Origin of the sequence: Blautia obeum ATCC 29174, from assembly GCF_025147765.1 — a bacterium.
In the GTDB taxonomy this organism is placed as follows: Bacteria; Bacillota; Clostridia; order Lachnospirales; family Lachnospiraceae; genus Blautia_A; species Blautia_A obeum.
This window is the reverse complement of sequence record NZ_CP102265.1, coordinates 2,550,882-2,575,910: the sequence shown is the minus strand read 5'-3', so window position 1 is coordinate 2,575,910 and position 25,029 is coordinate 2,550,882. Positions and strand designations below refer to the sequence as shown.

Below are 25,029 nucleotides of genomic sequence, written 5' to 3'. Positions count from 1 at the left end.
AGATACAGATGTTACGAGAATGGGAGAAATTACCAAAATTTATGCAGACGGAGGAAGTTCGTCCATATTATGACAGTTTAAAAAAGAAAAAAATTAGTTTGGCTTTAAAAAGAGGATTTGATGTATTTGCTGCATCTGTTATGCTCGTAACATTTTCTCCTGTATTAATTGCTATCTCAATTATGATTGTAAGAGATTCTAATGGAGGAGTGTTTTATCGTCAGGAGCGTGTTACACAATACGGAAGAAAATTCAAGATATTTAAATTCCGAACAATGGTTGCTAATGCAGATAAAATCGGCACCCAAGTTACCGTATCCAATGACAGTAGAGTTACGAGGGTAGGCGAAAAACTTCGTAAATATCGTTTGGATGAATTGCCGCAGTTAATAAATATTATTTTAGGCGATATGACGCTTGTAGGAACCAGACCGGAAAGTACGCATTATGTAAAGAAGTATACACCGGAAATGTATGCTACGTTGTTATTACCGGCGGGAGTTACATCTGAGGCAAGTATAAAATATAAAGATGAAGCAGAGTTATTGGATAAAGCTGATGATGTGGACAAAGTATATGTAGAAAAGGTTCTTCCGGAGAAGATGAAATACAATCTTGAAAGTATTAGGAAATTTAGTTTTATACATGATATAGGAACAATGATAAAAACAGTTTTTGCAGTGATTAGGTAGGGAGTGTATATGGAAAAAGGATTAGTATCAGTTATTACGCCAACATACAATTGTGCGAAGTTTATAGGGGAAACAATTGAATCTGTTCAGGCACAAACTTATCAGCAATGGGAAATGATCATTGTTGATGATTGCTCGACAGACAATACAAAAGAAATTGTCGATAAATATATAAAAGAAGATAGTAGAATAAAATATTTTTGCTTAGAAAATAACTCTGGAGCTGCCGTTGCAAGAACAAAAGCAATGGAGTTGGCAAATGGGGAATATATGGCTTTTTTGGATTCGGATGATATTTGGCCAGAAGAAAAATTGAAAAAGCAATTAGCATTTATGAAAAAGCATGATGTCGCATTTTCTTGTACAGCGTATGAACAAATTGATGAAAATGGGAAAGTGTTAAATAAAATTATAAAGACAGTACCAAAGGCTGATTATAATCGAGTGCTTTTAGATTGCCCGGTAGGAAATTCTACGGTTATGTACAACGTAGAAAAGATGGGGAAATTTGAAGTCCCTAATATTAGAAAACGAAACGATGATGCTTTGTGGCTTCAAATGTTAAAAAAAGAAAAATATATTTATGGTATGAGATCGGTACTTATGAAATACCGCATAAGACAAAATTCTATTTCAAGTAATAAATTTAAGGTAATTAAATATCATTGGATTTTATATAGAGATATAGAACATCTAAGCATAGCCAGAAGTGTTTTTCATATAGCATATTGGTGTGTGATTAAATTGCTAAAAATTAAGTAAGGAAATAAATATGAAAATATCAGTATTAGTTCCTACGTTAGGAACAAGAGAAAAGGAAATTAGACGATTATTAGAAACACTGGAAAAACAGTCATATAAAGACTTTGAAATTATATTTGTAACGCAGGATAATCATGAAATTGTAAAAGATATAATTTATAAATATAGTAATTTGGATATAAAGCAAATTGAAATGAGTGTAAAAGGATTATCACGAGCTAGAAATAGAGGATTAGAGCAGGCATCAGGCGAGATAGTAGTATTATCTGATGATGATTGTTGGTATCCTGCAAATGCATTTGAAATTGTTGTAAATGCATTTAAAAAAAGACAATGTGCTAAAATTGTATTATCACAGATTTTTGATCCGGAAAAAAATATTCCATATAAAAATTATACTTCCGACGAAGAGTATGTAAGAAACAAATTACAGCTCATGTCAAAATCGTCTATTGAAGTTGCATTTAAGAAAGATTTAGTGATGAATAAAAAATTTGATGAACGTTTAGGTTTGGGAAGCGAATTTGTATGTGGAGAAGAAGTGGATTTCCTTTTAAGTAATTATGAAAAAAATGCAATCTTTTATATACCAGAGGTAACGGTTTATCATAAAAAGAAAGAAAATGGTAGTAGCAACAAACAAATTATTGCTAAAGGGGCAATTTATGGAAAGAATTTTAATATATTTATTTGTGTATTAGTTTTACTTAGAGATTTGATGTTAAAAAAAGAAAATAATTTTAAATACTTTTTTGAGGGATATAATGAATATTTTAAAAGAACAAATTAAACTGTCAGTAGCTTATCCTGGATGGCGTTCGGCAATAAAAAAATTAAAATCAAATAAAAATAAAAAGATTTTTTTGTTTGGAACACCTATGCATGGTAATTTGGGGGATCATGCAATCGCAATCCAAGAACAATATTTTTTTGAAGATTTTTTCCCGGATTATGAATATTTTGAAATATTGATGCCTATGTATCATACACAAAAAAAAATAATAAAAAATACAGTAACACCTGAAGATTTAGTTGTAATTTCGGGTGGTGGATGGATGGGAAATTTATGGATACATAATGAATGTGTTATACGTGAGATTGTGCAGAACTACCCAAATAATAAGATTATTATTCTTCCACAAACAATATATTATACTTCAGACGAACTGGGAGAGAAGGAATACAGAATAACAAATGAAATATTAAAAAAACATAGTAATTTACATATATTTGTAAGAGAAAGGAAGTCTTACAATTTTATAAAACAAAAATTTGAATTTACAGGAAACTCAGATGTATATTTAGTGCCAGATATGGTTTTGTATGGGAAAAATATAATAACAAAGGGAAAATGTACTGGACATGAGAAAGTGATAAATGTATGCATTCGAGAGGATTGCGAATCTGAGCAAGAAAATATTGATGATTTTTATGAAAAAATAAAACAAAACTATAATATTAGAAAGGTTAGTACTGTTATAAAATCGCCAGTTGTTTTAAGAAAGCGAATAGGCGAGTTGCAAAAGTCGTGGGAAACTTTTGCAAATGCGGAAATTACTATAACAGACCGTTTACATGCAATGCTGTTTTCTGTATTAAATGGGACTCCATGCATTGTTTTAAATAATAAAACTGGTAAAGTTTTTGGAGTGGCAGATTGGCTTGATGATACAAATATGATTGTAAGAGCTAATTCGCTAAGTGAAGTGCTTGAAAAATTAAAGAGAACAACTATATGGGAACATAAAAAATATGATAGAGAAAAATTGCTAAACTATTTTGAAAAAATGGCAGAGGTAATACGAAAGGATTAAATATGGAAATTAAAAGATTGTTAGTTATCAATGTACCAATTAAGAATTGTAATCTTAAATGTGAATATTGTTATATTTCAGCATTGAAAGAAAATGAAAAAGGAGCAGCTAAATTTTTATATACTCCAGAGCATGTTGGCAAATGTCTTTCAAAAGAGAGGTTAGGAGGCCCTTGTATTATAAATCTAACGGGAGGAGGAGAAACTCTTATTCCGAAAGAAATGCCGCAATATATTTACCAATTATTATTACAAGGACATTTTTTAGAGGTTGTAACAAATGGAACATTGACAAGTCGATTTGATGAAATTGCTGAGTTCCCAAGAAATTTGTTAGAGCATTTGGAGTTCAAATTCTCTTTCCACTATGCAGAGTTAAAGAAAAAAGGATGGATAGATAGATACTTTTCAAATGTGAAAAAGATGTGGGAAAAGGGATGTTCGTTTACTGTTGAGTTAATGCCTTATGATGGATTGATTGATGATATTGATGAAATTATAAATCTTTGTAAATCAGAACTAGGAGCAGCATGTCAAATTACAGTAGGACGAAATGATTTGACTGAGAAAAAAGATCTTTTGACATCTATGTCAAGAAAAGAGTATGAGTCTGTTTGGAGAAAATTTGATTCTACAATGTTTGATTTCAAATTGGATATTTTTCAGAAAAAAATAGATGATTTTTGTTATGCGGGAGCTTGGACTTTGTACGTTGATTTGGGAACTGGGGCTGCTAAGCCATGTTATGGACAGCTTAGTAATCAAAATATATTTAAAAATCCTGAACAACCAATAATCTTTAATCCAGTGGGAAAACATTGCAGACAGCCATATTGTTATAATGGTCATGCATTTTTAACCTTGGGAGTAGTTCCAGAATTAGAAACACCAACATACGCTGATATTCGTAACAGAGTATGTGAAGATGGTAGAGAATGGTTATCGAAAGAAGTTAAAGATGCATTTTCACAAAAATTAGCTGATAACAATGAAGTATGGGATGAAAAGAAAAAGAATAGTTATGAAAGAAAGTATCCGTTTATATTTTTCAAAACGGCATTATATGACTGGAAAGAAATATATAATAAAGTTATAAGAAAACGCAAGAAATAAGGTGCGATATGAGTAATGGACAAAGAAATATAAAACAGAAAAGTACAATACTTGCAATTATATTGGTGATATATATTTATGTTCCATACTTTGCGAATATTTTAGAAAACACTTTTAAAATTTCATCGTTATATGAATATATAATTTATATGATGCTTGCGATAATAGCAATAGGAACGACAATGAGCATGAATAAACGTGTGCTTACATTTTTGTTTGTTTTTTGTTCTGCGATAATCATTAATTATATAGTAGTGCCTTATCGGTATTATGTATTTATAGAAGGTATACAAGCGTTGGTTGGCATAGCAGTTCCATGTTTGTGTGTTTCAAATAATATATTTGATTTAAGAATACTTGTTGAAAAATGGTGGAAATTTTCTAAATTAAATTTACCGTTGGTATTAGTTGCAGTTGTCTTACTTAAACAAGGGCTAGTGCATTATTCAATATTTACAAGTATATGTGTACCAAATGTATTTATTGGTTCTTACATGGTACTTCAGGGAATTGAAAAAAGAAAATGGTTATATATTAATGTTGCCATTAATATTCTTGTGACTGCTGTTTTGGGTGGACGTATGTCTGCAGTAATATCAGCGTGCATGATTTTATTTGCATATGTATATTCAGGTAAAATAAAGTTATGGAAGAAACTAATAATTATTGTAGGACTGGTAGTATCGGCATATATTTTGCTAAACAATTTAATAGATATTTTATATTGGGTAAGCCAAAAACTAGCACAATATGGAATGCAATCTCGAAGTGTTACTTTGTTGATAAATCAAATAAAAAGCAATGAGATATACTTGACCAACAGAGATTATATTTATACGGCATGTGTAGAGTATATAAGAGGTAGAGTCGGTTTGCCAGGAGGATTTGGAATTCCGCTATATATTACTTCGGGTGAATATTATTATGCACATAATGTCGTTTTGCAATTCTTGACATTTTTCGGAATATGGGGAACTATCATTATTCTTGGAATTACATTGATTCGTGCAAGAACGATAAAGTATATTGCACCTTTAAAGTGTAAAAAATTTATGTATTTTATGTTGCTATGTTATATAGGCATCGGAATGACAGGATCGAGTATATGGATTCATTATTTATCAACTATTTTTATTGCTATTTTCTTTTTTGGAAATAGTAAGATTTATCAGTCAATAGAAGTGAGTTAGATATGAAACTTTTTCTTAAAAAAATCATAAAAAAATATAGAGATATGTCAGTAGAAATGAAAGCTGCGTCTTGGTATGCAGTGGGAAATATAATACAAAAAATTGCGCCTTGGTTGGTAATGATTATACTGACGCATTACTTAGCTACTGAGGAATATGGAATATATAGTATATTTATGTCCTGGCTAGAAATATTTGAGATTATTATAACATTGAGAATATACAGCAATGGTTATGTTGCAGGATTGGTAAGGGACGATGAAAACAGGACAATATATACAGCAACTATGCAATCATTGAGTATTGTATTGATTGTGATTTGGACATTAATGTATTTAATGTTTCACAAGGGTATTAATTATATTACTGGAATAAGTACTCCGTTAAGTATACTGATGATATGTTCTTTTATAGGAACTATCAGTTTCGGATTGTGGTCATCAAGACAAAGAGTTGATAACCAATATAAGAAAATGTTATTTGCAATAATTGTATATGGTCTTATCGGACCTATCGTTGGTGCATTAACTGTTTTTCTTAATTTAGATAATCCTATATTTTATGTTATAGCTACAAGGACAGTAATCCAGTTAGGGGTTGCAATTCCGTTTTTTATATCAAATTATAAAGGTACATCCACACTATGGAAAAAAGACTATGCAATAGATGCATTGAAATATAATTTGCCATTGATGCCATATTACTTATCGATGATATTATTAAATCATTCGGATCGTTTAATGATACAAAAAATTGATGGTTATGAAGATGCTGCTTTATATAGTGTATCATATAGTGCAGCTATGGTCATCTTTGTTATAAGTGGTGCGTTGAATTTATCTTTACAGGCATGGCTGTTTAAGGAATTAAAGTTAAAGGATTCGTCGAAAGATAAAAGTAAATTGATAACAGTCGGGACAATTATAGTTGCTTTTTGCGCTATTGCGGAAATTGTGATGGCTCCAGAAATAATTTTGATTTTAGGAGGGAAAAAATATTTAAAGGCAATATGGGTTATGCCACCATTAGCAATTAGTGTTATTGTTATGTATATATATCAACAATATGTAAATATCTTGTTCTACTATAAAAAGACGAAATTTATTTTGTTTGCGTCAGTATTTGCAGCAGTGTGTAATATAATTTTAAATGCTATTTTTATTCCGATTTTTGGATATGTTGCTGGTGGATATACGTCATTAGTAAGCTATTTAATAGTCATGATTTTATATTTTGTATTAGCAAGAAAAGAATGTATTGATAATGAGATACAAATGAAAAATTATTTTAATACAAAATTGCAAATGACAATACTTATAGGTACGAGTATTGTGGCATTGTCTATGGTTGCTGTATATAAAAATGCAGTTGCTAGATATTTGTTGGCTTTAATGATGTTTGTATTGTTGGTTGCAACAAGGAAAAAATGGATACCAGAACTGAGAAAAGGAAAGAAAGTATGAAGAAGAAAAAACGATTAATTTTTATGTTATTTTTTCTCATAATATTTTTTACAGTAGGATATATAATTTTACCACGCATTAGAGTAAAAATTGAACAAGAGAAATGTGACAAAATATATGCAAATAAAATATTAAAGTTGCCGGACAAAGAAAAAGCTAATGTAGGATTTACGTGTACAGGGCTTTATTGGGATAAAGAAGAAGAGTGTTTTTTTATAGGGAATGCAGGTAAATATAAGCCTAATGATAAAACTTTCCAGGCTTCTATCGAAATAGTTGAAAAGGATTTTTCGGCTATTAAAGGAGATATACCTTGTTATTTAAAATTTGAGAATATGAGAGATATACAAGGAGTTACTAAGTCAACAGATGGAACTATCTGGTTATGTTCTTATGGAGAAAACAAAGTTCGCCATATAGACGAAAAAGGAAATGAATTAGGAAATTTTGATATAAAAGAACCATCTGGCATTGCAAATGATAGTAAGAGTAACACGCTTTGGACTTTGACGAATAATTATTTATATAATTGTTCATATGATGGCGTAGTACAAAAATCAATTAAAATACATATAAAAGGACAAGATCAATTGTTTTTAGACGAAAAAAATGATTTGATATATTTTTCAGCAGGTGCAGACTATCATGGAGATAGCTATATTTATACAGTTGACTTAAAAACAAGTAAAGTTAAACCATTATATGTATTGAAAGATTCATATGCAATTGAAGGGATTACGATTGTTGATGATGTATTGTATGTGCTAAATGATGGTTATTATCATGACGCTGAAACGCCAATCAATCAAGTTAATATGTATTTTTTAAATAAGATGCAAACCAAAGAAAATTATCAGTAAATGGGGGAAATATAATGAAAATAGCAGTAGCAGGAACAGGATATGTAGGACTTTCTATTGCCACATTATTATCTCAAAATCATGAGGTAATGGCAGTAGATATTGTTCCGGAAAAGGTAGAGAAGATTAATAAAAGGATTAGCCCGATTCAGGATGAGTATATTGAAAAATATTTAAAGGAAAAAGAGTTAAATCTGACGGCTACATTAGATGCTGAATCTGCATATAAAGATGCGGATTTTGTAGTTATTGCTGCACCTACAAACTATGACAGCAAGAAAAATTTCTTTGATACGTCAGCAGTAGAAGCTGTGATTAAACTGGTTATTGAATATAATCCAGATGCAATTATGGTAATTAAGTCTACAATTCCGGTAGGGTATACTGCAAGCATTAGAGAGAAATTTCACTGTGATAATATTATCTTCAGTCCGGAATTTTTACGAGAGTCAAAAGCATTATATGATAATCTGTACCCATCCAGAATTATTGTGGGAACAGATGTTGAAAATGCTAGACTTGTAAAAGCTGCGAATACGTTTGCTGGATTGTTACAGGAGGGTGCAATTAAAGAAAATATTGATACCTTGATAATGGGATTTACAGAAGCAGAAGCAGTGAAATTATTTGCTAATACATATTTGGCTCTCAGAGTTTCATATTTTAATGAGCTTGATACTTATGCAGAAATGAAAGGATTGAACACACAACAGATTATTAATGGTGTGTGCCTTGATCCTAGAATCGGCTCTCATTATAACAATCCGTCATTTGGATATGGTGGATATTGCTTACCGAAAGACACAAAACAGCTTCTGGCAAATTATGCAGATGTTCCTCAGAATATGATGTCTGCAATCGTTGAGTCTAATAGAACAAGGAAAGATTTCATAGCAGATCGTGTTTTACAGAAAGCAGGATATTACGCTTATGGAGATGAGAATACATACGATGCCTCTATGGAAAAAGAGGTTGTAATTGGTGTATATCGCCTTACTATGAAATCAAATTCAGATAATTTCCGCCAGTCCTCTATACAGGGAGTTATGAAGAGAATCAAAGCTAAAGGGGCATCTGTGATTATTTATGAACCAACATTGGAAGATGGAAGCACTTTCTTTGGAAGCAAGGTTGTGAATGATCTGGACAAATTTAAAGAACAGAGCCAGGCAATTATCGCAAATAGATATGATAGTTGTTTGGATGATGTACAGGATAAAGTATATACAAGGGATATTTTTAAAAGAGATTAAAAATGTAATAAGGGGAGAATATTAATAAAGATATTCTCAAATAAAGGAGAATACAGTTTTTATGTGTGGAATAGTTGGTTTTACTGGAACACAGCAGGCAGCACCTATTTTATTAAGCGGTCTGTCTAAATTAGAGTACCGAGGATATGACTCAGCAGGAATCGCTGTTCGTGATGGTGATAAGCTGGCGGAGGTTGTAAAGGCAAAGGGACGTCTTGGAAATCTGGCTGAAAAAACGGATGAGGGTAGAGCTCTGCGTGGTACCTGTGGAATTGGGCATACACGCTGGGCAACGCATGGTGAGCCAAGTCAGATCAATGCACATCCGCATGTTTCAGGTAATTGTACGCGTTCTGGTTCTGGTGAGGTAGAATCCGAAGTGGTTGGAGTACATAATGGAATCATTGAGAATTATGCGGAGCTGAAAGATAAGCTGTTAAAGCATGGCTATACTTTTTATAGTGAGACAGATACGGAAGTTGTGATTAAGCTGGTGGATTATTATTACAGAAAGTATAATCTTGGTCCGGTGGATGCAATCGCAAAGACAATGGTGCGTGTCCGTGGTTCTTATGCGCTGGAGCTGATGTTCAGGGATTATCCGGGTGAGATCTGGGTGGCTCGAAAAGACAGTCCAATGATCATTGGTATTGCAGACGGTGAGACTTATGTGGCTTCGGATGTGCCGGCAATCCTCAAATACACCAGACAGGTTTATTATATTGGAAATCTGGAGTTTGCCAGACTGACACCAGGCGAGGCGCATTTCTACAATCTTAATGGTGAAGAGATCGAGAAACAGACGACTCAGATCAAATGGGATGCGGAAGCTGCCGAAAAGGCAGGCTTTGAGCATTTTATGATGAAAGAGATCCATGAGCAGCCTAAGGCTATTCAGGATACTCTGAATTCTGTTATTAAAGATGGAGCCATTGACTTTTCAGGGCTGGAATTAACGAAGGAAGAAATCCTGAGTTTTGAGCAGATCTATATTGTGGCCTGTGGATCAGCATGGCATGTAGGTATGGCTGCACAATATGTCCTGGAGGATATGGCGCGGATTCCGGTGAGAGTGGAACTGGCGTCGGAATTCCGTTACAGACCGATGGCATTGAATAAGAACGCGCTTGTTATTGTGATCAGCCAGTCCGGCGAGACGGCAGATACGCTGGCAGCGCTTCGTCTTGCGAAGGAAAAGGGTCTGACAACCCTTGCAATCGTCAATGTGGTCGGAAGTAGTATTGCACGTGAAGCAGACAAGGTGTTCTACACGCTTGCAGGTCCGGAGATTTCTGTTGCAACAACAAAAGCCTACAGTGCACAGCTTGCTGCAATGTACTGTATTGCGGTGGAGTTTGCTTTGGTAAGAGGCAAGATCACAGAAGAGCAGTATGCATATTATATTTCAGAGCTGCTCACGATCGCTCCGAAGATCAATAAGATACTGGAAGACAAAGAGAGACTGCAGTGGTTTGCGGCTAAATATGCCGGTGCGCATGATGTGTTCTTTGTCGGAAGGGGAATTGATTATGCGGTTTCCCTGGAGGGCAGTCTTAAATTAAAGGAGATCTCCTATATCCATTCAGAGGCATATGCTGCGGGAGAACTGAAGCATGGAACGATCAGTCTGATCGAGCCGGGAACATTGGTGATCGGTGTGCTGACACAGAGTAAGCTGTATGAGAAGACAATGAGCAATATGGTTGAGTGCCGTAGCCGTGGAGCATATCTGCTGGGCCTGACAACTTATGGAAAATATGAGATTGAAGAGACCGTGGATTTTGCCGTGTATGTGCCGCGAATCGATGAGTACTTTGCCGGAAGCCTGGCAGTGGTTCCGCTGCAACTGCTCGGATATTACGTGAGCGTGGCAAAAGGACTGGATGTAGATAAGCCGCGAAATCTCGCCAAGAGCGTGACAGTGGAATAAACAAACAAAAAATGCCTCAAGTTCACATATTAGTGTTTCATCTGGGAGAAAAAATAGTTATTCTGCGCTGGGGTATCAACTTGCTATTTGGGATGTTAGATGTTAAAATCAAAGCACAACAGGCATGACTCATCATGCCGCCAAAGAAAGGAGCGTGCTGCATAATGGGAATGTTTGTTAATCCAGACAATTCTGCGTTCCAGGTTGCTTTGAATTCCGAAATATATATAGATAAAAGTGGTCTCATTAATTATACAAATAAGGTGTTAAATACGCTGCAAGGCTATATTTGCAATAGTCGTCCAAGAAGATTTGGGAAGTCTGTTACAGCCAATATGCTGACAGCTTATTACAGCAGAGGTTGCGATTCAGAAGGATTGTTTGCTGATCTTGAAATTAGCAAGAGCGCAGATTTCAAGAAGTATCTAAACCAGTTTGATGTAATTCATCTTGATATTCAATGGTGCATGGAACCAGCGGGGGGAGCAGATCAGGTAGTTCCGTATATTTCTGAGAAAACGATCGCAGAGCTTAAGGAGTACTATCCAGATGCTCTTTCAGAAGATGCTAAATCCCTGCCAGAAGCTTTATCACAGATCAACGCTTTGACAGGGAAAAAGTTTATTGTCATTATTGATGAATGGGATGTTCTTATTCGTGATAAAGCCACTAATACAAAGGCGCAGGAAGACTATATCAACTTCCTTAGAGGAATGTTCAAAGGAACAGAACCAACAAAGTATATCCAGCTTGCATATCTGACTGGCATCCTTCCAATCAAAAAGGAAAAAACGCAGTCTGCACTGAATAATTTTGACGAATTTACAATGCTGAGTGCAAGCAGACTTGCTCCATATATTGGCTTTACTGAAAATGAGGTACAGAAACTGGCGAAGGAGTATCAGCAAGATTTTGATGAGGTGAAGCGGTGGTATGACGGCTATCTCCTGAATGAATATCAAGTTTATAATCCCAGAGCAGTTGTCAGTGTGATGCTCCGAGGAGAATTCAAAAGTTATTGGTCAGAAACTGCTTCTTATGATGCAATCGTGCCACTGATTAATATGGATTTTGATGGACTTAAAACAGCCATCATCGAGATGCTGTCGGGTGCAGAAGTCAAGGTGAACACAGCGACATTCAAGAATGATACACTTAATATAAAAAGCAGGGACGATGTGTTGACTTATATGATTCATCTGGGTTATTTTGGGTACAATCAAAAATTGAAGACTGCTTTTGTTCCCAATGAAGAGATTCGCCAGGAACTCACTGCTGCAGTTGAAAGTAGAGGATGGAATGAGATGCTGGCCTTCCAGCAAGATTCAGAACATCTGCTTGATGCAACACTGGACATGGATGGAATGGCAGTCGCTGCACAAATTGGAAAAATCCATAATGAGTATGTGTCGGTAATCCAGTATCATAATGAAAATTTGCTGAGCAGTGTATTGACGTTTGCATACTTGAGTGCAATGCAGTATTATTTTAAGCCGATTCGGGAATTGCCAACAGGTCGAGGATTTGCTGATTTTGTATTCATACCTAAGCCAGAATATAGCGCATCTTATCCGGCAATGGTTGTTGAATTGAAGTGGAATAAGGATTCTGCAACCGCTTTGCAGCAAATAAAAGATAAGCAGTATCCTGAGTCAATCCTGAATTATACGGGTGACATTTTGCTTGTGGGTATCAACTATGATAAGGGTACCAAAGAACACCAATGTATGATTGAGAAATACGAGAAGGACTGACTTTTATTATTAATTGTGAATATTCACATGGATGTAGATAAGCCACGAAATCTCGCCAAGAGCGTGACGGTGGAATAAACAATTGCTTTACGGAAAAATGGTTTCATGATATCATTAATTTTACATATTAGTGGTTTCATGGAACCTTTTTCTATTAGGCTTTGGGGAGGTGCTAGCATGACAGATCGTAAGAAGCTGCCAATCGGAATAGACATTTTTGAAAAACTGGATCGATCGGAATTCTACTATATTGATAAGACCGGGATGATTGAAGAACTGCTACAGAATCGAAGTGAAGTAAATCTGTTTACTCGCCCAAGGCGTTTCGGCAAATCCCTGAATATGAGCATGTTGAAGACCTTCTTTGAAATAGGAAGTAATCCTGCCCTGTTTGATGGTCTGAAGATTTCTGAGAACAAAGAAATCTGTACAAAGTATATGGGGCAGTTTCCGGTGATTTCTATCAGTCTGAAAAGTGTGGAGGGATTATCCTTTCAGGCGGCCTGTGGTGCACTGAAGACAGTTATAGGAACAGAGGCGTTGAGGTTTTCGTTTTTGGAAGAAAGCTCTGCTTTATCTGATGCGGATAAGAAACTCTACAGACAGCTTATCGAAATTGGAACATCGGAAAATGGTCTGTTTGTTATGACTACGGAAGCGCTTGTTTCGAGCCTTAAGATTTTATCATCATTGTTGGGCAGGCATTATGGCAGGCAGGTTATTCTTTTGATCGATGAATATGATGTGCCTTTGGACAAAGCTTTTCAGTATGGATATTATGATGAGATGGTGTCTTTGATCAGAAGTATCTTCGGCAATGCATTGAAGACAAATCCGGATCTTTATTTCGCTGTTTTGACAGGGTGCCTGAGAATTTCTAAAGAAAGTATTTTTACAGGCTTAAATAATTTGAAGGTTCTGACCCTCACAGATGTCAGGTTCGATGAATATTTTGGCTTCACAGATGCAGAAGTAAGAGACATGCTTGCGTATTATGATCTGTCTGGACGATATGAAGAAGTTAAAGAGTGGTATGATGGCTACCGGTTTGGAAATGTAGAAGTATATTGTCCGTGGGATGTGATCAATTACTGTGATCTGTTAAAAGCAGATTCCGAGGCGCATCCACAGGATTACTGGTCAAATACGAGCGGAAATGCCATGGTGCGCAGGTTTATTGACAAAGCGGATACGCGAACAAGAAATGAGATCGAGAAGCTGATTTCCGGTGAAGAAATCGTGAAAGAAATTCGACAGGAACTGACATACAGTGAGCTGGACAGCAGTATTGAGAATCTATGGAGTGTGCTTTTTACGACTGGTTATCTGACGCAGAGAGGACAGGTTGGCACAGATACATTTAAACTGGCTATTCCGAATCTGGAAATCCGCAGGCTGTTTATCAAACAGATTCGGGAGTGGTTTAGAGAAACTTCCCAAAGTGACGGAGAGACTCTGAATGAGTTTTGTAATGCTTTTCCAAGGCAGAATCCTAAGAAGATTGAAGAACTGTTTGGTGATTATCTCTGGAATACGATCAGTATCCGAGATACAGCTCCCGCAAAAAAAGAGAATTTTTATCATGGAATTCTTCTGGGGCTTCTTGGTTATAAGTCTAATTGGCTGATCAAATCCAATGCGGAGTCCGGAATTGGATACAGTGACATTCTGGTGGAGGTGCCGGATAACCGTACCGGAATAGTGATTGAGCTGAAATATGCCGAGAACGGAAATATGGATGCCGCCTGCGAGGAAGCACTGAAGCAGATCGAGGACAGGGATTACACTGCCAGACTCCGGGACGATGGCATGCGTAATATTATTAAATATGGAATTGCCTGTTACAAAAAGAATTGCAAGGTGGTATTGGGATAATCATTTGAAGACATCACAGTCGGACAGGAGGAATTTTCATGAGTAGATTAAACAATCTTTGCAGCATGATGATTGAGTTTTACAGAGATGACCCGGCGAGAATCCAGCACTTTATAAAGGTGCACAGCTTTGCTAAGCTGATCGGGGAGGAAGAGCATCTGGATGAGAAGCTGCTCTATATTCTGGAAGCGGCAGCTTATGTACATGATATTGGAATCCGCCCGGCGGAGGCTAAATTTGGCAGATGTGACGGCAAACTGCAGGAGCAGGAAGGTCCGGCAGAGGCAGAGAAAATGCTGAAGAACCTTGGGTTTGATCAGGATGTGATCGACAGGGTATCCTATCTTGTTGGACACCATCATACATACACGGGTATTGAAGGAATGGATTATCAGATTCTTGTGGAGACTGATTTTCTGGTGAATTATTTTGAAGATCACCTGGAGACAGAATCAATCAAAAAGAGTGTGAAGAAAATCTTTAAAACCGAGACTGGAATCCGGATTGCAACGGAAATGTTCTTCCCGGAAGAATTCCAGATGTCAGATACCTGGGCGCAGGATGGTCTCCAGGAACTGGATGATTTTATTGAATCTCAGGGAATTTATATTCGTCAGTGAACAGTGACATTGTAGTTGGAACTCTCCGGTATCCGGGGAGTTTTCCTATTGTATAATTCAGGGAATTATTCTATAATATATTAGCATTAGTGGGAGATTGTACTCAATAGAATTCAAGGAGAGGACTTATTATTATGAGAGCTGAAGTTGTGGCTATGACGGGTGAGAACCTGGATATGGATGCCATAAAAAAGGCAGGAGATATTTTGAAGGCGGGTGGACTGGTCGCGTTTCCTACCGAGACTGTATATGGACTTGGCGGAAATGCACTGGATCCGCAGGCTTCCATGAAAATATACGCAGCGAAAGGAAGACCGTCAGATAATCCGCTGATCGTACACATCGCAGAGCTGGAGCAGTTAGAGAAGATTACGACAGAGATACCTGAGGGAGCAAAGATCCTTGCTGAGAAATACTGGCCGGGGCCGCTTACCATGATCCTCCCGAAAGCGGATATCGTGCCGCGAGAGACTACCGGTGGTCTGGACAGTGTTGCGGTTCGTTTTCCGAGTGACAGGATCGCACAGGAACTGATAAAGGCCGGTGGTGGTTTTGTGGCAGCACCGAGTGCCAATACGTCAGGCAGACCAAGTCCGACGATGGCAGAACATGTGGAAGAAGATCTTGGCGATGCCATTGATATGATCATTGATGGTGGACAGGTGGGAATCGGGTTGGAATCCACAATCGTTGACTTCACGGAGAAGGTTCCAGTCGTTCTGCGTCCGGGCTATATTTCACTGGAAATGCTTCAGGAGACACTCGGAGATGTACGGATGGATAAGGGACTTCTGATCACAGACAGCAGTGTACATCCGAAAGCACCGGGAATGAAATATCGTCATTATGCGCCTAAAGCAGATCTTTCTATTATAGAAGGAAATGAAGAGGACGTTGTTGCATGCATCAATCACCTGACGGACGAAGCAGTTGCAAAAGGCCTTAAGGTCGGTGTCATTGCAACAGATGAAACGAAGGCGCGTTATGCGCATGCGGATGTTCTTAGCATCGGCAGCAGAGAAGAAGAGGAAACGATCGCTCATCATCTGTACGAGGTTTTACGAGACTTCGATGATGACAGAGTGGATGTTATTTATTCAGAAGCGTTTTACACGCCAAAGATGGGGCAGGCTATTATGAACCGTCTTCTAAAGGCGGCAGGACATAAAATCATAAATGCACAGGAGGAAAATAAATGATAGCATTAGGATGTGACCATGGCGGTTATGAACTGAAACAGGAGATTATTAAATATTTAGAGGAAAACAATATCGAATATAAAGATTTCGGATGTGACAGTACAGATTCTACGGATTATCCGATCTATGCCAAAAGAGTAGCCATTGCGATTCAGAATGGTGACTGTGAAAAAGGTATTCTGATCTGTGGAACAGGCATCGGTATTTCTATCACAGCAAATAAATTCAAAGGTATTCGTGCAGCTCTTTGTTCCGACTGCTTCAGTGCAGAGGCAACAAGACTTCATAACAATGCCAATATTCTTGCAATGGGCGGCAGAGTAGTCGGACCTGGACTGGCAGTCAAGATCGTGGATACATTCCTGAATACACCGTTCTCAGAGGAAGAACGTCATATCCGCAGAATCAAACAGATCGAAGAGGATACAGATATCACAGACGCTTATCCGGAAATCTAAAAACAGGGGAGGTTCTTACGGTGGCTGTACATATCAAAAAACGTGAGGATTATATTTCCTGGGACGAGTATTTTATGGGAGTGGCAATGCTCTCCGGAATGCGTTCCAAGGATCCGAATTCACAGGTGGGTGCCTGTATTGTCAGCAATGATAACAAGATTCTTTCCATGGGTTATAATGGATTTCCAAAGGGCTGCTCAGATGATGAATTTCCGTGGGCACGTGAAGGAGATCCGCTTGACACCAAGTATCTGTATGTGACTCACAGTGAGCTGAATGCAATCCTGAATTACCGGGGTGGAAGTCTGGAAGGTGCAAAGCTCTATGTTTCGCTTTTTCCGTGCAATGAATGTGCCAAGGCAATCATTCAGGCGGGGATCAAAACGGTTGTATATGACTGTGACAAATACGAACACACACCGTCTGTCATTGCATCCAAAAGGATGCTGGATGCAGCGGGGGTAAGATATTACAAATATAATCGGACAGGAAGGGAAATCAAACTTTCTGTGTAAAAATGGTGAAAAAATGATTCCAGGGCGTTTACTTTGGGGTTGACACTCGGATTATTTTTATTTAAAATAAGATAAGTTCGGATGAATTAAGAGTTATCCGGCTTATTTTAATAAGTTTATGAGCGATGAAGAGAATAGTACATGAGGAGCAATCTCAGAGAGGGATCCATATGGTGTGAGGATTCTGTGCGTGAATCATGGAACCGGCCTCTGAGCTCCATGTGATTGAAGCATGGCGTGTTTCCTGCGTTAAAGGATCTAGAGAGAACGATTCCATATGGGATTGTTAATTAGGGTGGTACCGCCGAAGTCCTTCGGTCCCTTTACCGGGATCAGGAGGGCTTTTTTATTTTCTTTTGGCCCGGCGCAAGATCATTTCAAAAACAGATCATATTAAAAAAGGAGAAAAGAACGATGGCAAAGAAATTAGTTGAAGCGATCACTTCCATGGAAGACGATTTTGCACAGTGGTATACAGACGTTGTCAAAAAAGCGGAACTGTGCGGCTACACAAGTGTAAAAGGATGCATGGCAATCAAACCGGCAGGTTATGCGATCTGGGAAAATATCCAGCATGAACTGGACCGCAGATTCAAAGAAACAGGTGTACAGAATGTGTACATGCCGATGTTTATTCCGGAATCTCTTCTGCAGAAAGAAAAAGATCACGTAGAAGGATTTGCACCGGAAGTAGCGTGGGTAACACATGGTGGACTGAATGAACTGCAGGAGCGTCTCTGCGTTCGTCCGACTTCTGAGACTCTGTTCTGCGATTTTTATCAGAAAGACATCCAGTCCCACAGAGATCTGCCGAAGGTCTATAATCAGTGGTGTTCTGTAGTACGTTGGGAAAAGACAACCCGTCCGTTCCTTCGTTCCAGAGAATTTCTGTGGCAGGAGGGACATACTGCTCACGCAACAGCAGAAGAAGCAGAAGAAAGAACGATCCAGATGCTGAATCTGTATGCTGATTTCTGTGAAGAAGTTCTGGCAATTCCGGTAATCAAAGGTCAGAAAACAGACAAAGAAAAATTTGCAGGTGCAGTAGCAACTTACACAATTGAATCTCTGATGCACGATGGAAAAGCACTTCAGTCCGGTACCAGCCATAACTTTGGTGACGGATTTGCAAAAGCATTCGGCATCCAGTACACAGACAAAGATAACACACTGAAATATGTGCATCAGACATCCTGGGGTATGACAACACGTATGATCGGTGCGATCATCATGGTTCATGGTGATAACAGCGGACTTGTTCTGCCTCCGAGAATTGCTCCGACACAGGCTGTTATCATTCCGATTCAGCAGCGTAAAGAGGGTGTTCTGGAAAAGGCAGATGAACTGTTTGCAGCACTCAAGGCAGCTGGCATCCGTGTTAAAGTTGATGACACAGACAGAAGCCCGGGATTCAAATTTGCTGAGCAGGAAATGAGAGGAATTCCGGTTCGTATCGAATGTGGCCCGAAAGATATCGAGAACGGACAGGCTGTTATCTGTCGTCGTGATACAAGAGAAAAATATGTGGTTTCTTTCGAAGAGCTTGCAGCCAAAGTACAGGAAGTTCTGGATACCATGCAGAAAGATATGCTGGAGCGCGCACGTGCACATCGTGATGCACACACATATGTTGCAACGAATTATGAAGAATTCAAAGATACCATCAACAACAAACCTGGCTTTGTAAAAGCTATGTGGTGCGGAAACCGTGAATGCGAAGACAAGATCAAAGAAGATGTTCAGGCAACATCCAGATGTATGCCGTTTGAACAGGAACACTTGAGCGATGTCTGCGTATGCTGCGGAAAACCGGCTAAGAAGATGGTTTACTGGGGAAGAGCATACTAATATGAAATTAACGATTCCTTCCAATGCGGAAAAAATACTGCACATTTTAGAGGAAAACGGTTATGAGGCTTATGTTGTCGGTGGATGCGTCAGAGATTCTATTCTGGGACGCAACCCCAACGACTGGGATATCACCACATCTGCTTCTCCGCAGCAGGTGAAGGAACTGTTCCAGCGCACGGTGGATACCGGATTGCAGCATGGAACAGTGACCGTATTAATGGATAAAGAAGGCTATGAAGTAACGACGTATCGTGTGGATGGAGATTACGAAGATGGACGCCATCCAAAGCAGGTCATGTTTACTTCGAGTCTGGAAGAAGATCTGAAACGAAGAGATTTTACGATCAATGCAATGGCATATCATCCGGAAAGAGGTCTTGTAGATCTTTTTCATGGAATGGAAGATATGGAGCATAAAATCGTACGCTGTGTCGGTGATCCGATGGAGCGTTTTCATGAAGATGCACTTCGGATTCTGCGTGCAGTGCGCTTTTCCGCACAGTTGGGATTTACAATTGAAGAAAAAACGAAGGCTGGTATTCAGGCACTGGCACCGAATCTGAAATGTGTCAGTGCAGAGCGAATCCAGACAGAGCTGGTGAAGCTTCTGGTGTCACCACATCCGGATTATCTCCGAGTGGCTTATGAAACCGGAATTACCAGAGAATTTCTACCGGAGTTTGATGCATGTATGGAGACTGAACAGAATACGCCGCATCATTGTTATACAGTAGGAGAACATATTCTTCACGGTCTGCTTCTGGTGCGGCCGGACAAAGTCCTTCGGCTGACGATGCTACTTCATGATATTGCGAAGCCAGTGATGCGAAAGACCGATGAAAATGGGCGTGATCATTTCAAGATGCATGCACCGGAAGGTGAAAAAATGGCAAAAAGCATTCTTCGCCGGCTGAAATTTGACAACGATACGATCAGTAAAGTCTCCAGACTGATCAAATATCATGACGACCGCCCGATGCCGGAAATGCGTTCGGTAAGACGTGCGGTGAACCGGATCGGAGAAGATCTGTTTCCGATGTATCTCGAAGTACAGGAGGCGGATATGCTTGCCCAGAGTGAGTATCGCCGAGAGGAAAAATCTGCCCGACTGAAAGGGGTGGCAGAGTGTTATCATAAGGTGGTAGAGGAGAAACAATGCGTTTCGTTAAAGACACTTGCCGTGACAGGAAGAGATTTGATCCAGGCCGGATATAAGCCAGGACCGGAACTCGGAGAGGTGTTGAAGGAGATGCTGGAACATGTGCTCGAAGAACCTTCCGATAATACAAAAGAGAAGTTAATGGAATTTATAAATAAAGAAAAATATTAAAAATTTAGACAGTACATTTGTATGTCGAAATTCCTGCAAGGAAAGAGAATATTAATTAATGGACCATACATTTTCTGGATTCCCCCTACATAAGATAGAAGGTACAAAATCAAGAGGGGGATTTTTATTTGTATGATTATGGACTCAGCACACTGGAGCAGTATGGCCTCACCGCCGAATCTACAGCCCGGACACGTGGCGGACTTCTGTGCCATACAGAAAAAGGACTTGTCATCGTAAAAGAATTCAAAGGAACAGAAAAAAAACTACAGAAACAACAGGAATTGCTTCTGCAGATCCAGAGTCAGGGCGGCAAGGTGGACTGCTATATTCCAAATCAGGAAGAAAACCTGGTCAGCCGCGACCGTGACGGCATTCCATATACAATGCAGCACTGGTATGAGGGCAGAGAATGCGATACACGTTCCAAAGAAGACATTTTCAAAAGTATTCGCACCATGGCAGAACTGCATCAGCGCATGCATATACCGACTGTAGAATATTATATAGAACCGTCATTGGAAAATGGATATCTGCGGCATAATCAGGAATTAAAAAAAATCCGCAGTTTTATCAGAAAACGGGGAGCATCCAGTCCTTTTGAAAAAATATATCTGGCAACAGTAGAAGATTTCCTGAGAGACGGAGAAGAGGCGTATGCGGCATTAAGAGAGTCCGGTTATCAGGAGCTGCGCCAGAAAGCAGAAACGGAGGGTGAAGTCTGCCACGGAGAATATAACCAGCATAATGTTTTGATCTTAAAAAGTGGAACTGCAGTTACAAACTTTGAACATTGGGGATTTGATACGCAGATGGCTGATCTGTATCGCTTTATGAGAAAAATTCTCGAGAAATATAACTGGGATGTCCGCTTTGGAAAAGAAATGCTGAAAGCATATCATGAGATAAAACCCGTGAGCAAAGAAGAATGGAAAAATCTTAAGATTCGATTCAGTTATCCTGAAAAATACTGGAAACTTGCAAATTATTATTATACGCATCGCAAAACCTGGATTTCTGTGAAAAATACAGAAAAACTACAAAATCTGATACGACAGCGGGAGGCGTGGAAACGATATTGTGCTTCCTTTTTCTTCTGAAGAGGTGTATAATATAGAACTATCAAAGACAGTAGTGAAACTGTCGGAAATACATTGTACAGGGAGGTATTTTAGTATGGATTACAAAGAGGTTTATGAGCAGTGGATTGCAAACCCATACTTCGACGAAGCAACAAAAGAGGAATTGAAAAGTATTGCAGAGGATGAAAATGAGATAAAAGAACGTTTTTATATGGATCTGGAGTTTGGTACAGCTGGTCTTCGTGGAATCATTGGAGCCGGAACCAATCGTATGAACATCTATGTTGTTAGAAGAGCAACACAGGGGCTTGCAAATTATATCGCAAAAGTAGACAAGAAATCCCAGGGTGTTGCAATCGCATATGATTCCCGCCATATGTCACCGGAATTTGCACAGGAAGCAGCTCTTTGTCTTGCAGCAAACGGAATTAAAGCGTATATCTTTGAGACATTAAGACCTACACCGGAGCTTTCTTTCGCGGTACGTCATCTGGGATGTGTTGCCGGTATCAATGTAACTGCAAGCCATAACCCACCGGAATACAATGGATACAAAGTATACTGGGAGGACGGTGCACAGATCACACCGCCACATGACAGCGGAATCATGGGAGAAGTTAAGGCAATTTCCGATTGGAATACTGTTAAGACTATGGACAAGGCTGAAGCCGAAAAAGCAGGCCTTTTCGAGGTGATCGGCAAAGAAGTGGACGATGCATACATGGCAGAACTGAAGAAACAGGTTATTCATATGGATGCTATTCAGGCAGAAGGAAAGAATCTGAAGATCGTGTACACACCACTTCATGGAACTGGTAACATTCCTGCAAGAAGAATCCTCAAAGAACTTGGATTTGAGAACGTTTATGTTGTCAAAGAACAGGAACTTCCGGATGGAGATTTCCCAACAGTAAGTTATCCGAATCCGGAAGCAGCAGAAGCTTTTGAACTTGGTCTGAAACTTGCAAAAGAAGTAGACGCAGATCTTGTTCTTGCGACAGATCCGGATGCAGACCGTCTTGGCGTTCGTGTCAAAGACAAAAACGGAGAATATCATGACCTGACAGGAAACATGTCCGGATGCCTTCTTGCAAACTATGAGATCAGCCAGCGCAAAGCCGTAAACGGAAGCCTTCCGGAGGACGGTGCACTGATCAAGACAATTGTTACAACCAATCTTGCAGATGCAATCGCCAAGGGTTATGGTGTAAAATTGATCGAGGTCCTTACAGGATTTAAGTTTATCGGACAGCAGATCCTTGGATTTGAAAAGAGCGGAAAAGGATCTTATCTCTTTGGATTTGAAGAGAGCTATGGCTGCCTGATCGGTACATATGCACGAGATAAGGATGCAATCGTTGCAACAATGGCACTTTGCGAAGCGGCAGCATATTATAAGACGCAGGGTAAGACTCTGTGGGATGCAATGATCGAGATGTATGAACAGTTTGGATATTACAAAGACGATATCAAAGCTGTAACTATGAAAGGTATTGAAGGCCTGCAGAAGATTCAGGATATCATGAATTCACTTCGCCAGAATCCGCCGGCAGAATTTGCAGGACACAAAGTGGTTGCTGTAAGAGATTACAAAGCAGACACGATCAAAAATCTGGAAACAGGCGAAGTTACACCGACAGGACTTCCGAATTCCAATGTCCTTTATTATGAACTGACAAATGATGCCTGGGTATGTGTTCGTCCGTCTGGTACAGAACCAAAAGTTAAGTTCTACTACGGAGTAAAAGGTACATCTCTGGCAGATGCGGATGAAAAATCAGCAGTCATGGGCAAAGCTGTTCTGGATATGGTTGACTCCATGATGTAAACTTGCATATGCGGGAATTTGATGATTTTATGGAAATTGTCAGGAAAATACGCCGAAATTGTCCGTGGGACAGTGTGCAGACGCATGAAAGCCTGAAAAAATATCTGCTGGAAGAAAGCAATGAGGTACTGGAAGGAATTGACCGTCTTTCAAAAGAAAATGACAGCACAAATCTTTGTGAGGAACTGGGAGATGTGCTGTTTCAGGTGGCTCTTCACAGTGTGATCGCGGAAGAAGAGGGACTTTTTACTGTTGAGGATGTGATCCGAGACGTTTCATCCAAAATGAAATTCCGGCATCCGAAGATCTTTTCACCGGAGGATAAACAGCTGGCTGGACTTTCGTGGGAAGAGTTGAAACAATTGGAAAAAGCGACAGAAGAAGAGCCTGAAAAAGCCGAAAAGCCTTGACAATTTGACATAAAAGGTTTATATATAGTAAATAGCGTGCATATGCCAAGGAAGCATTACGCAATAAATAAGAATGAGGTTATTTAGAGGAGGAACACCATGAATAAAACAGAATTAGTAGCAGCAATGGCGAAAGAAACAAACCTTTCCAAAAAAGATGTAGAGGCTGTATTAAAATCTTTCACTGATGTTGTAGCATCCGAATTAAAAAAAGGTGGAAAAATCCAGTTAGTTGGTTTTGGTACATTTGAAGTAAGTGAAAGAGCAGCAAGAGAAGGAAGAAATCCTCAGACTGGTGAAACAATGAAGATCGCAGCTTCTAAAGCTCCGAAATTCAAAGCTGGTAAAGCTCTGAAAGATATGGTAAACGAATAAGTAAATCGTGCTTTTAGGGGGGACAGATATGTTCCCCCTTTTGTTTTTCTGGAGGTATATATGAGACTTGATAAATATTTAAAAATCTCACGTCTGATCAAGAGAAGAACGGTTGCGAACGAGGCATGTGATGCCGGACGAGTGCTGGTCAATGACCGCCCGGCCAAGGCGTCAGCACAGGTAAAAGCCGGTGATACGATTGAAATCCAGTTTGGAAGCAAAAACGTAAAGGTTGAGGTGCTGGATATCAAAGAAACGGTTCGTAAAGAAGACGCAGAGAATCTTTTTCGCTATCTTTGATCGTTTTTGTGTCTATTGGACAGGGCTCTCACATAGATTAACAGTAAATGCAGGATGGGAGCTGTGGGGTTGGAAGAAAAAAAGACAGGCAAGGTGCACGGTCTGACGATAAAAGAGCGTAAATATGGAAAACTGACAGGTGTTCAGGATATTCATTCGTTTAATGAAAATGAGATATTGCTTCAGACTGAGGCCGGGAAAGTGCAGATCAAAGGAGAGCAGCTTCATGTAAAAAGCCTTGACCTCGAAAAGGGAGAGGCTGAGATTGAAGGAAAAGTAAACAGTGTTTCTTATCTGACAAAGAATGCGCAGAAAAAAGAAGAACCTTTGCTGAAAAGGATGTTCCGGTAAGATGA

General features: G+C 38.8%; 24 protein-coding genes and 1 other annotated feature. All 24 genes read left to right on the top strand.

What is annotated here, in order from left to right:
- Positions 1 to 8 precede the first annotated feature (8 nt).
- Positions 9 to 692, top strand: coding sequence for a sugar transferase (locus NQ503_RS12440; RefSeq protein ID WP_005428643.1), 684 nt, complete (start codon positions 9 to 11; stop codon positions 690 to 692).
- A gap of 9 nt (positions 693 to 701) precedes the next feature.
- Entirely contained in the window at positions 702 to 1,454 is a 753-nt protein-coding gene (locus NQ503_RS12435) for a glycosyltransferase family 2 protein (RefSeq protein WP_005428644.1), read from the top strand.
- A gap of 10 nt (positions 1,455 to 1,464) precedes the next feature.
- A complete protein-coding gene (locus NQ503_RS12430) occupies positions 1,465 to 2,244 on the top strand; it encodes a glycosyltransferase family 2 protein (protein ID WP_005428645.1) in 780 nt (259 codons plus the stop codon).
- Complete coding sequence (locus NQ503_RS12425) at positions 2,219 to 3,268, top strand: polysaccharide pyruvyl transferase family protein (protein ID WP_005428646.1); 1,050 nt, start codon at positions 2,219 to 2,221, stop codon at positions 3,266 to 3,268. The genes NQ503_RS12430 and NQ503_RS12425 overlap by 26 nt, the downstream gene beginning before the upstream one ends.
- A gap of 2 nt (positions 3,269 to 3,270) precedes the next feature.
- Complete coding sequence (locus tag NQ503_RS12420) at positions 3,271 to 4,380, top strand: radical SAM family protein (protein ID WP_005428647.1); 1,110 nt, start codon at positions 3,271 to 3,273, stop codon at positions 4,378 to 4,380.
- Positions 4,381 to 4,388: 8 nt separating this feature from the next.
- A complete protein-coding gene (locus tag NQ503_RS12415) occupies positions 4,389 to 5,570 on the top strand; it encodes a hypothetical protein (RefSeq protein WP_005428648.1) in 1,182 nt (393 codons plus the stop codon).
- Positions 5,571 to 5,572: 2 nt separating this feature from the next.
- Entirely contained in the window at positions 5,573 to 7,033 is a 1,461-nt protein-coding gene (locus NQ503_RS12410; protein ID WP_005428649.1) for a lipopolysaccharide biosynthesis protein, read from the top strand.
- Entirely contained in the window at positions 7,030 to 7,893 is an 864-nt protein-coding gene (locus NQ503_RS12405) for an esterase-like activity of phytase family protein (RefSeq protein WP_044926385.1), read from the top strand. Before NQ503_RS12410 ends, NQ503_RS12405 begins: the two co-directional genes overlap by 4 nt.
- A gap of 14 nt (positions 7,894 to 7,907) precedes the next feature.
- A complete protein-coding gene (locus NQ503_RS12400; protein WP_005428651.1) occupies positions 7,908 to 9,146 on the top strand; it encodes a nucleotide sugar dehydrogenase in 1,239 nt (412 codons plus the stop codon).
- 61 nt (positions 9,147 to 9,207) lie between these two features.
- Positions 9,208 to 11,076 carry a glutamine--fructose-6-phosphate transaminase (isomerizing) gene (glmS, locus tag NQ503_RS12395; RefSeq protein ID WP_005428653.1) on the top strand — a complete coding sequence of 623 codons (1,869 nt, stop codon included), beginning with the start codon at positions 9,208 to 9,210 and terminating at the stop codon, positions 11,074 to 11,076.
- Positions 11,077 to 11,240: 164 nt separating this feature from the next.
- Positions 11,241 to 12,830 carry an AAA family ATPase gene (locus tag NQ503_RS12390; protein WP_044926387.1) on the top strand — a complete coding sequence of 530 codons (1,590 nt, stop codon included), beginning with the start codon at positions 11,241 to 11,243 and terminating at the stop codon, positions 12,828 to 12,830.
- A 177-nt stretch (positions 12,831 to 13,007) separates the two neighbouring features.
- Positions 13,008 to 14,705, top strand: a complete 1,698-nt coding sequence (locus tag NQ503_RS12385) for an AAA family ATPase (RefSeq protein WP_044926389.1) — start codon at positions 13,008 to 13,010, stop codon at positions 14,703 to 14,705.
- A gap of 38 nt (positions 14,706 to 14,743) precedes the next feature.
- Positions 14,744 to 15,325 (top strand): HD domain-containing protein, encoded by a 582-nt coding sequence (locus NQ503_RS12380; protein WP_044926391.1) that lies wholly within the window; start codon positions 14,744 to 14,746, stop codon positions 15,323 to 15,325.
- 134 nt (positions 15,326 to 15,459) lie between these two features.
- Complete coding sequence (locus tag NQ503_RS12375) at positions 15,460 to 16,524, top strand: L-threonylcarbamoyladenylate synthase (RefSeq protein ID WP_005428662.1); 1,065 nt, start codon at positions 15,460 to 15,462, stop codon at positions 16,522 to 16,524.
- Positions 16,521 to 16,982: a ribose 5-phosphate isomerase B gene (gene rpiB, locus NQ503_RS12370; protein WP_005428664.1), complete on the top strand. Its 462-nt coding sequence runs from the start codon at positions 16,521 to 16,523 to the stop codon at positions 16,980 to 16,982. Before NQ503_RS12375 ends, rpiB begins: the two co-directional genes overlap by 4 nt.
- 20 nt (positions 16,983 to 17,002) lie before the next feature.
- Positions 17,003 to 17,497 carry a deoxycytidylate deaminase gene (locus NQ503_RS12365; RefSeq protein ID WP_022388580.1) on the top strand — a complete coding sequence of 165 codons (495 nt, stop codon included), beginning with the start codon at positions 17,003 to 17,005 and terminating at the stop codon, positions 17,495 to 17,497.
- Positions 17,498 to 17,613: 116 nt separating this feature from the next.
- Positions 17,614 to 17,823 (top strand) — a binding site (T-box leader).
- 88 nt (positions 17,824 to 17,911) lie between these two features.
- Positions 17,912 to 19,345 carry a proline--tRNA ligase gene (gene proS / locus NQ503_RS12360; RefSeq protein WP_005428668.1) on the top strand — a complete coding sequence of 478 codons (1,434 nt, stop codon included), beginning with the start codon at positions 17,912 to 17,914 and terminating at the stop codon, positions 19,343 to 19,345.
- A gap of 1 nt (position 19,346) precedes the next feature.
- A complete protein-coding gene (locus NQ503_RS12355; RefSeq protein WP_005428670.1) occupies positions 19,347 to 20,678 on the top strand; it encodes a CCA tRNA nucleotidyltransferase in 1,332 nt (443 codons plus the stop codon).
- A 128-nt stretch (positions 20,679 to 20,806) separates the two neighbouring features.
- Positions 20,807 to 21,778 (top strand): CotS family spore coat protein, encoded by a 972-nt coding sequence (locus tag NQ503_RS12350; RefSeq protein WP_044926394.1) that lies wholly within the window; start codon positions 20,807 to 20,809, stop codon positions 21,776 to 21,778.
- 76 nt (positions 21,779 to 21,854) lie between these two features.
- Positions 21,855 to 23,588: a phospho-sugar mutase gene (locus NQ503_RS12345; protein ID WP_005428677.1), complete on the top strand. Its 1,734-nt coding sequence runs from the start codon at positions 21,855 to 21,857 to the stop codon at positions 23,586 to 23,588.
- An 8-nt stretch (positions 23,589 to 23,596) separates the two neighbouring features.
- Positions 23,597 to 23,998 carry a MazG nucleotide pyrophosphohydrolase domain-containing protein gene (locus tag NQ503_RS17640; RefSeq protein ID WP_005428679.1) on the top strand — a complete coding sequence of 134 codons (402 nt, stop codon included), beginning with the start codon at positions 23,597 to 23,599 and terminating at the stop codon, positions 23,996 to 23,998.
- Positions 23,999 to 24,097: 99 nt separating this feature from the next.
- Entirely contained in the window at positions 24,098 to 24,373 is a 276-nt protein-coding gene (locus NQ503_RS12335; RefSeq protein ID WP_005428681.1) for an HU family DNA-binding protein, read from the top strand.
- Between the two features lie 60 nt (positions 24,374 to 24,433).
- Positions 24,434 to 24,673 (top strand): RNA-binding S4 domain-containing protein, encoded by a 240-nt coding sequence (locus NQ503_RS12330; protein WP_005428682.1) that lies wholly within the window; start codon positions 24,434 to 24,436, stop codon positions 24,671 to 24,673.
- A 63-nt stretch (positions 24,674 to 24,736) separates the two neighbouring features.
- Entirely contained in the window at positions 24,737 to 25,024 is a 288-nt protein-coding gene (gene yabP / locus NQ503_RS12325; RefSeq protein ID WP_319638619.1) for a sporulation protein YabP, read from the top strand.
- The last annotated feature ends 5 nt before the right edge of the window (positions 25,025 to 25,029 follow it).